Below are 10,524 nucleotides of genomic sequence, written 5' to 3' on the forward strand. Positions count from 1 at the left end.
TACTTTTCTACTTTCCTCCTCGCTATAAGCTATTTTTTACCCCCGGCATAGCCGGGGGTTGACTTTGGTACCACCAATACAAAAGAGGAGTGGCGCCGCGTCAGCGGCGCCACTCCTCTTAGATTTTCGCATGATCCGGCCAAGGATCTTTTTTGGGCTGGCCGTATAAACCGCACCAGGTCAAAATCCCTGCTGCACCGGGACTGAAGAGAGGTTAATTAGATGCCGAGCGCCGTCCAGTCTTCAATGCCGGTTTCATCACGGGTATATTGATGGGCATTGGCTGCCTCCAGTATCTGCTCGTAAGCCCAGTGGCTGACAGACAGATCGGAGAAGGTGACCAGCTCATTGGCATGTTCATCGGCAAATGCCTGGTCGGCCAGACGGTCGAGCATGGAGTTGACGATCTTAGTCACTTCTCCACGGGTGATAAATGCCATGGGCTGGAAGGTGCCGTCGGGGCAACCGTTGATCCAGCCATAGGCCACCGCCGTATGTACCGCATCATAGAACCAATCATCGGCCTTTACATCGGGGAAGCTGACCGTACCATCAGGCGCGGGATTGGCAAAGCGTGCCACAATCGCAGCAAACTCAGCACGGGTAATTGGGCGGTAAGGATCAAAGCGGCCGCCGCCCACTCCGTTGAGAATACCCATGGAAGCGAGCGTATTCACCGCCGGAGCATACCAGGCATCCTCCGGGACATCGGTAAAGGTGACGGTGATGGGGACGTCCTTGTCGAGCAGCAGAGCGTAGAACACCTGCGCGACTTCTGCGCGAGCCATGTTGCGGTCGGGGCCGACTGTGCCGCCGGGGTAGCCCTGGAGATAAGCCACATGGTCGTCGGTATTGAGCCAGCGGGCTACGCCGGTTGTATCGGGGTCGGCGACCGCTTTGCTAAATACGGCCTGGATGGTGTGGGAGGCGGTTACCTTCTGGAAGGTATAGCTGTCCACCGCGCCAACGCTCTTGCCGTCCACCAGTACGTCCGAAATACGATAGCCGCGGCCGGGAGTGATGGTAAAGGTCATGTCCTCGCCGCTGTCAACCTTCACGCGGCCAGAGGGTGTAATGGTACCGCTGCCCGTGACCGATGCGGTGATCGTGTAGCCAGAGGACGAACCGCCGCCGCCACCGCCACCGCCGCTGCTCTTTTCAGTCCAGTGGGCGTAAAGCGTCGTATTCTGCGTGAAGGTGTGGCCATTCGTGATCTTGGCGCCGCCGGTCGGGTCTGTGAACCAGCCGTCAAAGTTATAGCCGTTGCGGGTGGGCGTGGGGAGGGTTGCCAGTACGCCGCCCGTCTGGGTGTCAACCGATGTGGGGGAGACAGTGCCGCCGTTGGCGTCAAAGGTGATGGTGAAGACAGTGGGATCATCGTAGATCCAGGCGTGGGTATAGGTCTTTCCATCATAGATCTTGTCTTCGGTTGCCACTGCGTGTACCAGTTTGGGCTCAATGTTGCTCATGCCGTAGACTTTGCCGGAAGGACGCAGTGTGATGGTGCCGGTAACCGCATCGGGTGCGGTGCCGTCGTAAACGACGATGCCGCTGCACGACACGTTGACACCCAGAGTACCTGCGGAAGCTGCACCCTGGCGGATGAGCAGAGTGCCGTATGTATCGATGCTGCCGCTGCCGCTGACGGTACCCTCGGAACTGATGGTCATGGTGCCGCCCGCCGGGATGTCCAGCTTGCCATTGAGAGTAAGAGAGGTACCATTTGCCACCTGGAACGCTCCGGCTACGGTCAGCTGAGAATCAGCATCCAGCGTAGTGCGCAGGAAGAACGGGCCCGTCTTGAGGGTCCAACGCTTGCCGGTGGGAATGGTGGCCTTTGCCGCGGTAAAGGCCAGATCGACTGTGCCGTCGTCGGCAACCTGCTGGAAATTGGCGGTCAGTGTACCGGCAGTCAGCTGCAAAGCAGCGTCCTCCGTGCCGCCGACCCAGACTGCGCCGTCCACCGTGGCCGTGCTGCCGGCGTGCAGGTTGACCGTTCCGGTTAACGTAGACATCGTTGCCGGTGTTATTGCCAGCGCACCCGTCTCCTCAACCGTAAGCACGGCATACTTGGCCAGCGACAGCGTGCCGGACGCCGCATCCAGTGTACCGGCCACCGTTATATGGCTGCCCTCCTGGTCTTTGCCCGAGATGGCCTTCAGCGTACCGGCAACGGTCAGCTTGGCGTCCTTTTCGATGACGGCATTCAGCGCCAATTTTTCAGCGCCCAGCAGGAGATTGGCGGTCTTCCCGGCAGGAACGCTGGCTTCCGCCCCAGCGGGCAGAGTGAGCGTGCGGTCGGCAAAGGCGAAGTACAGAGAGCCTGCGGACAGATGGATACGGGCATCATCTGTGGCGCCCACAAAGGTTTCGGGCGCGCTTGCAGTATTGGGCATGGACAGGTTACCGCCTGCATCGATGCGCAGGGTACCCTTACTGGCCAGAACATCATTGGCCGTGGTGGCAGGAACGGAAAGAGTCTTGCCGGACGGAACGACCAGAACAACGTCCTGCGGTACGCTGCGGGTGAGGTCGGCATTCTTGAGCAGCTGGACGGTGTCGCCAGCCTGGGCCGCGTTGAGCGCCGCGGTCAGCGTTTCATAGGGGGTGGTCGCGCCGGACGGGGTGACTACCTCAGCAACATAGTCAACCGGCGTGGGATCGCTGTCGGGCGGGATCACAACCGGTGTGCTGCCGAAATCGTTTTCCATATCGCCGTTACGCGTCTCGGTGAGGAAGTAGAGCGCCATCGTCGACGGATCAAAGTCGTCGGGCAACGTCAGATATGCCGTACCCTCGGCTGCCTGGGTGTTTTCCACCAGCGTGCCGTAGTACAGGCCGCTGCCGCCCACACCGTTTGTGATGATCACCGACAGCGTGTGACCCAGGCTGGCGCCTGTATAATGGAATGCAACCGTCTTGCCCGGGGCCAGCTCTTCGGCAAAGGTGACGTCGGTCAGCGTGTGGTCGTCGTCGCGCAGCGTGAGCTTCCAATCGTCACCGGCTTTGATGATATTATAGCCGATTAAATTCTGGACAGCCGGTTGATCGGGATAGTCGTAAAACTCTTTAATCTCATATTTCTGCGGCAGAGGAACGGCTGTGACTGTGCCGGGGGTGCCGCAGACCTTGCCGTTCACCGCGGCGGACACCAGTACAATATCCTCGCGCATCAGGTTGAGCGCGGGGCGCACACCGCCGTGAGCAGTAGTAGCATTGACCGTATCCTGAAAGCCCTGGGAATCGATCCAAACAACCTGGCTACTGCCCGTTGGGGAGCGCGTCCACCAGGAGGAGTAACGATAGGAGCCATCCGACCGTTCATAAGCGGTTCTCTTGGGCGTGGGATTGTTAGAGGCGCCGCTGTCACCGTGACCAACTTTGCCGATATACTCGTGGATCTCCCACAGGGAGGGAAGGAAGACGAAATCCCCATTAAGAATATCGGGAACAGCCGTGACATTGAATTTCTGGCTGCTCAGCCTTACAACGTTTGTCATCTCAGGATCGCTTTTGGAAACGCTGGGGATCAGATTCTTCTCGGCCTCTGTAAAGGCTGCGCCATACATATCTTGGCACCAGGTCTGAGCATAGCTGCCCTGCCAGGCGTTGGAAGATGTATTAAAACGTATCGGGTCCCGGGTGTAGCCAGAGGGACCGACTACATAGCCGGGTACCAGCATCCGGTCGGCCACCAGGAACATGGCGTCGGTGTTCTCCACCAGGCTGCCGTCCATCATTAACTGATCGCCGCTGCCGGTGGCGTTGCCGGCGTTGGGGTCAAGCACGCGCCAGGCCAGACGGTCGTAGCTGTCATCGTCGTCGTCGATGTAATTGCCGAAGTAGATCACATCGTCCTCTTCCAGCTGGCTCGGGTCAGTCAGAAGGACGGTGCGCGCGTCAGGGGCTGCCGGCGTCGTGTCAGGCTCAATGATCACCGGCTTGCTGGCCAGATCGTATTCATCGGCGGAGTTCCGGGTTTCCGTGAAGAAGTAGAGGGCCATCGTCGACGGGTCAAAGTCGGCAGGGAGAGTCAGGATCGCCTTGCCGTTGGCAGTCTGGGTCTCTTCCACCAGGGTGCCGAAATAGCGTACCGGGCCGCCTTTCCCGTCGGTGATGGCAACGGACAGCCGATGCCCCAGGCTGGCGCCGCCGTAGGTAAAGGCGACCTCAGCCCCGTCCACCAGCTGCTTAGAGAACGAGACGCTGCGCAGGGTGTGGGCATCGTCATAGATGGTCATTTCCCAGGCGCTGCTGTCATATTCGGGCACCGCGGTCACCTCGCCGGGCGCGGCCACCGGTTTGCCGTTTTCCGAAGAGGAGAGCATGAAAATGTTCTGCTTGGTAGCGTTGATCATGGGGCGTGCGCCGCCGATCTGCTCCGAACCCAGAACGGCCTCCTGCATCCCATCCGCCCGGATCCGGACTACCAAATTGTTGTCGGGATAGCTGTACACTGCAGAACGGGTCCACCAGGCCGAGGGGGCTTCGGTGCCGTCTGCCAGTTGATAGGTGGCCGCTTTCTTTTCCGGCTCATCGACATACTTGTCGGCATATGCCACTTTTCCGATAAACTGGTCAATTTCGTTGAGGGAGGGGAAGAAGACGTATTCTTTGGACACAACCGGCTTGCCATAGCTGGCGTTGGGTCCGGGGGTTACAGTACTGAATTTGCTGCCGTCGTACGAGTTAACGCCGCCCATACGCTCATCAAACTGGGTGGTTTGCATAATCTGCGCCTTTTCGTACTCGTTGAATGCATCCTCATAGAAGGTTTGGCACTATTGCTTGACCGAGCTGACTTTCCAGGCATTACCGTCATCCCAGGTTGTGCCCGCGTCGGAGAAGGCAAGCGGCTTCTTCGTCGGTGTGCCGGAACCTTCTGCCATTTCACCCGGTACCATCAGATGCTCCGTGATGAGCAGCATGGCATATTCCGCACCGGGACCTTTGAGATAGTTGCTCGGACCGTTATCCCAATACAGGTGACTGCTCTTCGGATCAAGCACGCGCCACTCGATGGGAACTGAGGCGCGGCTGTCATCCGGATAATGCCCGAAAAGCACGGTGTCACCGGCCTGGATATCGTCGTTCGGATTCACCGACATGCCGGCACGGGGCTCCGGAGCAGCTAATGCTGTGTTGGGCAATAGGCTCAGCACCATACACAAGCATAGTAATGTGGATAGTACACGCTTTTTCATGGTTCCTGAATTCCTCCTTTTTTGATGTTTGAGGGGATTCCCTCTGGGGAACAGCCTGCTCGCCCGGAAAGATACCAGTTCCGAATGGCTGCGGCCAGAACCGTGATGGTTCGGTTCCGTCAGCCCCTGTGGCGAATGGTCGGCCGTACCCTGGTCTTCATGTTTCCCTCCTTTGCTTTTTGAAAATCGTATGGACTAAATATACAACAATTGGAGGGGTAAAACAATATGCTGTGTGCATAGTGTACAAAATGTGACTGGAAAGGCCAAGGTGCGTACCGATTCGGTGGAATCGATGTACAAACAAGACAGCGGCAACTCTTTTGGATGGGCAAGGTTTCAAATGAAGCATGCCTTTGAGACAGGAAGAGAGATACAGTTTCCGGCGAGCTGGGAACGAAATATTAAGGTAGGGAAATTTGTGTTTCTGTTAGGGGGGTATCTGTGCTATACTGCTCTTATATTCAGCAAGACCTGCTTCCCGATGAGAATGACGGTTTTGAACAAAATCATTGAGAAGGCCTGATCGCAGATGGATGTCTGCGTGAAGCGACGGTAACACTGCGGAGGATCACGAACATGAACCAACTGGATCTGTTTTCAATGCAAGAGCAGGGAAAACAATTTGGTGCAATATGCGACACCCTTGGCGTTGAGGACAATACCCCCGCCTGGCCCGATCGATTCGGCGCGGCGCTGAGACAATGGATTGCAGACAACCACATCCCGGCCATCAGGACATTGAGCTTATTCTCGGGAGCCGGCGGCCTGGATATCGGGTTTGCGGACGCGGGGTTTGATATCGTTGCCTCTGTAGAAATAGAGGAGGAGTTTTGCCGGACGTTGAGATCAAACTCCGGCCCGGGGAAGCAGTTTGAACATGCTGCCATACACTGTGTTGATATCAGAGAATTTTCTGGGTGTGGTTTGGGACAGATTGACTTTATCATCGGCGGGCCGCCCTGCCAGACCTTCAGCGCAGCGGGGCGGAGAGCCAACGGCGTATCCGGCACGACGGATGCCAGAGGGGTTCTCTTTAAGGAATATGTGAGATTGCTGGGGGAGCTTTCCCCCAGAGGCTTTTTGTTTGAAAATGTCTACGGTATTGTGGGCGCCCAGGGCGGGAAAGCATGGGCGGAAATTGTACAGGCCTTTTCTGCCCTGGGGTATCGTTTGTACCATCGCATCCTTGACGCGGCGGACTATGGCGTGCCGCAGCACAGAGAGCGGCTGATCATTGTCGGCCTGAAGGAAGGTACGTTCAAGTTTCCCCGGCCCACACATGGGCCGGATTCGGTGGATGGAAACGCTTTTTATAATGCGGGAACTGCTGTTGAGGGCGTGAGTTCGCGGGAGCGGGAGGAGGAGCATCGCGTGAGCGGCAGATATGCAAATCTGCTGCCGGCCATTCCTCCGGGCCTCAATTACAGCTTTTATACCGAGGAAATGGGGCACCCCCATCCGGTTTTCGCGTGGAGGTCCAAGTTTTCTGATTTCTTATACAAGGCAGATCCCAGCGTCCCGGTACGGACCATCAAAGCCTCCGGCGGGGCATACACCGGTCCGCTGCATTGGGAAAATCGCTTCTTTACCTATGAGGAATATAAACGCCTGCAGACGTTCCCCAATGATTATGAGATCAGCGGCGGTAAGCAGGCGGCGGTGAAACAGATCGGCAACTCCGTCCCGCCTCAGATGGCCAGAATGATGGCCGTTGCCATTCGGCAGCAGGTGTTTGGGACAAAGTTTCCCTTCACGCTTGCATTGCTTGAGGAGTTTGAAACGTTGGGCTTTCGAAAGCGCAAGCGCGAGCAGACCCATGCGTATCGGAAAAAAGCCGAGATGGCCATCCGGGCCATGAAACGGGAAGCAAAGGCCCTGCCCGATTCCCGGGAATACGCTTGTTCCATACAACCCAATTTCAAATTCAAAGAGGCGGCCCCGGAGGATGCGGATTTTAAGATCGTTGTAACATGGGGCGAGGATCTGACCGTTTCCGTGGCAGATATTGGGAGCGAGCAAACCGCAGACAGTATAAAAGTTGCGGTTGTGCCGCGGGACGGTATATGGACGCTGGGCGTCAGGCAGGTACTGCTGCGGGTAAAAACAACGGCGGTTTTGGGCTTTACCGCAGCCTGGAAAGCCTTCGAGCGGGAGCTGATCGACAACGGGATCAGAGCCGATTTGGTTCAGCTGAACGGCTACTATCAGTATTTGCCCAAGCTGGTGTGCAGATGTGAAACGGCAGGCGGCGTTCCTTTCGCCCACGTTCTGGAACAGGTGGTTGCAGGAACCCATGTGGCGGCTCTGGTGACCGGCAGGCAGCTTTCCCAGTGCTGGGACCTGCCGGAGGACCAAGTGATGGCCGCGGCCGAACATCTGAAGCGTCTGGGCTATGAAGTGAGAAACCATGCCACAAATCCACAGATTCCAGCGGGGAACTGGCTGATACCTTATGCCTTTCCCACCCTCAACCCGCTCAGCGTTCAACTGGGGAAGAGACTGCGGTAAAAGAAGGGGATGAAATCATGGCGGACAGGAATGAAAAGCACCTTGATGTATATGAGGACCGGTATGAACTGCATCAAAATGGCGAGACCATTGTTTATTACCAGGGAGTTCAGGATCAGGCTACTCAGCGGCGCTATGCCCTGATCAACCAGACGCTGGCAGAGGGCTACCTGGAACGGAAATTCAGCGCGGTTCAGACTGCCGATTTTTCCGGGTTGTCGGAACGGAACAAGGCCCTGCTCCGGAACATGGTGGACGGCATTACAAGCGAAGTGGGCCGGGCTCTGGTGGGGCTGGCTTTTTTGCAGCTTACCATCAAGAGCATTGCGCCCCAGCAGAGCGTCAGGCTCCATAAAGGCACCACCCGGAGGGGATCCTTCTCCTGGGTGGAGGGGATCTCCATGCGTACCATTGATTCAACATACAACACCCCCTTTTTGCGGGAGCATGGACTGCTGAGCCTGAACAAATTCGGGCTGTTTATGACCCGCAGCCTGGCGGAAAATTACCCCTATTCCAGCTTGTACAAAGCGGAAATGCGCGGCCCCTTTGGGGACTGGATCGCCATTGTGGATGCCATAGAGGACGGAACCATGCCTGCTGAACTGGGCCTTTTGTATATGATGGCACTGCTTCAGAACCGGTCGGATCAGTTTCGGAAATGTGCGGATCTTGCCTGCTCGATGACAGCCCGTTTCAAAGCGGCGCCCTTTCAGACCATTCAGGCGATGATTACAGATTTTTTCCACAGCACGGACTATTCGGCAAGAGCCTTTGAGGTGGCGATGCACGGGTTCTTCCAGGCCATGAGCGAACTGCACTGCCTTGGGGACGTGGAGGTCGTCCCCATGTCTCAGATGCGTTCGGCCAATAAAAAGCACGGGAATATCGGCGATATTGAATTGGCGGAAGATAACGTGGTGATGGAAGCCTGGGATGCAAAGTATGGGAAACCGTATCTGCGCGATGAACTGGAGGAGTTGCGGGATAAACTTCTGACCCACCCCGACGTCAGGGTGGCCGGTTTCGTGGTGGACTGTGCCGTAGATCTGAGGCGGGATATCGCGGCGCGGAAGAAGGAACTGGAAGCCGAGACCGGGACGGAAGTTTACCTGTTTTCATTTGACCAGTGGATCGACTATGAATCCGCTGATCTGAACCGAGCCCGGAGAGACGCCCTTGGATACAGATGGCTGGTGGCAGTGGTGGAGTCTTTTGCCCAAAAACGGTTGGGAATTGCACCTATTGACGAGCCTTGCGACGCGTGGATCAATGATCTGATTGCAGTGATGCGCAAATGGGAAGGGCGGATATAACGGTGGTCATGCCCAGATTTTTTGCATTGAAGGTTGAAAAATCTACGAACGCTCGTATATAATGATGCTATAAGAGCGATACCTTTGCAATTCGGGCAAGAAGTGCGACTGCCGCACCATGTTTGCCGAACGGGTTGCTTGTTAGGGGACGGTGCGGGAGATGACAGATTATTTATCCATACGGGAAGCTGCAGAGCAGTGGGGAGTGTCGGAACGCCGGGTCAACCAGTTTTGCACGGACGGGCGCATCGAGGGAGCCAGGAAAATCGGCGGTTCCTGGGTGATCCCCGCTGAGGCGAAAAAGCCGGAGGATCCCAGAAAGCGGAGAAAGCAAGAGGCGGAGAAGGCAGGGGACACGCCGCCTTCGGCAAACCGTGTGCCTGCACCTGATTTGCTGCTGCTGCCTCTGATGAATACAGCCTTTCTTCCCGGCCACTGCGCAGAGTGCATTGAGGCGATGAACGACGGGCCCCAGAAGAAGATCGCAATGGCCGAGTATTACTATTTCAGCGGGCAGCCGGAGATGGCGGCACGGGAAGTGCAGCTTTATCTGACCAGCCCGGACATTGGCCTGCGGCTTTCCGCATGCCTGCTCTATGCCTACGCCAACCTCTCCATCGGACAGATACAGCAAGTCAGATTTGCGCTTTTGGAGGTCAACAACGCTCTGCTTGCCCGATCGGAGAAAGTACCGCAGCTCCAGGCTGCGTCTGCCTTTTTTGCCGCTGCTGCGGCCGTGCTGCTTCACCTCCCCCTGCCCGAGAGCCTGCCGCCGACCCGTGAGTTCCTGCCGCTGCTGCCGCCGGGCCTGCGGGCCTTCGCCCTGTATGTACAGGCCCACTACCTCTATTTGCAGGGGGGATACGAAAAAAGCGCCGGCGTAGTGGAAGCTACCCTTGCCATGCAGGGGGAGGATTACCCCATTCCCGCCATTTATCTGCATCTGGTGGCAGTGATGGATTACATGAGCCTGAAGCAGCCGGAACGGGCCAAGACCCACCTGTTGTCCGCCTGGGCATTGGCCCGGCCGGACGATCTGATCGAAGGGTTTGGCGAACACCACGGTCTGCTGGGCGGGATGCTGGAGGCGGTCATCAAGAAGGAATGGCCGGAGGACTTCAAGCGCATCATTGCCATCACCTACCGGTTTTCCGCCGGCTGGCGGAAGGTCCATAACCCGGACACAGGCCACGACGTAGCTGATAACCTGACCACAACGGAGTTTGCAGCCGCCATGCTGGCAGCCAGAGGTTGGACCAACCAGGAGATCAGCGCCCATATGAATATTTCCCCCAACACCGTCAAACGGCACATTTCCACCGTGCTGCAAAAGCTGAACATCGATAACCGTCAGGACCTGAAAAAGTATATGCTGCGATAAAAATGCCCGCGGGAGATCCCGCGGGCATTTTTTTGTGTTGGTGGTACCAAAGTCAACCCCCGGCTATGCCGGGGGTAAAAAATAGCTTATAGCGAGGAGGAAAGTAGAAAAG

5 protein-coding genes are annotated in these 10,524 nt (G+C 57.0%); 3 read left to right on the forward strand and 2 right to left on the reverse strand.

Features of this window, described 5'->3' with window-relative positions:
• Positions 1-218: 218 nt before the first annotated feature.
• Positions 219-4,622, reverse strand: a complete 4,404-nt coding sequence (locus Q0K43_RS11380; RefSeq protein ID WP_297290642.1) for an S-layer homology domain-containing protein — start codon at positions 4,620-4,622, stop codon at positions 219-221.
• Between the two features lie 159 nt (positions 4,623-4,781).
• A complete protein-coding gene (locus Q0K43_RS11385; protein WP_297290643.1) occupies positions 4,782-5,204 on the reverse strand; it encodes a hypothetical protein in 423 nt (140 codons plus the stop codon).
• 579 nt (positions 5,205-5,783) lie between these two features.
• On the opposite strand from Q0K43_RS11385, the gene Q0K43_RS11390 reads away from it, so the two are divergent.
• The 3 genes from Q0K43_RS11390 to Q0K43_RS11400 all read left to right on the forward strand — a co-directional run bounded on the left by Q0K43_RS11390 (position 5,784) and on the right by Q0K43_RS11400 (position 10,412).
• Entirely contained in the window at positions 5,784-7,715 is a 1,932-nt protein-coding gene (locus tag Q0K43_RS11390) for a DNA cytosine methyltransferase (RefSeq protein ID WP_297290644.1), read from the forward strand.
• 17 nt (positions 7,716-7,732) lie between these two features.
• Positions 7,733-9,031 (forward strand): hypothetical protein, encoded by a 1,299-nt coding sequence (locus Q0K43_RS11395; RefSeq protein WP_297290645.1) that lies wholly within the window; start codon positions 7,733-7,735, stop codon positions 9,029-9,031.
• A gap of 160 nt (positions 9,032-9,191) precedes the next feature.
• Entirely contained in the window at positions 9,192-10,412 is a 1,221-nt protein-coding gene (locus tag Q0K43_RS11400) for a LuxR C-terminal-related transcriptional regulator (protein ID WP_297290646.1), read from the forward strand.
• Positions 10,413-10,524 lie beyond the last annotated feature (112 nt).

This window comes from uncultured Flavonifractor sp. (assembly GCF_944383115.1).
Lineage (GTDB): Bacteria > Bacillota > Clostridia > Oscillospirales > Oscillospiraceae > Flavonifractor.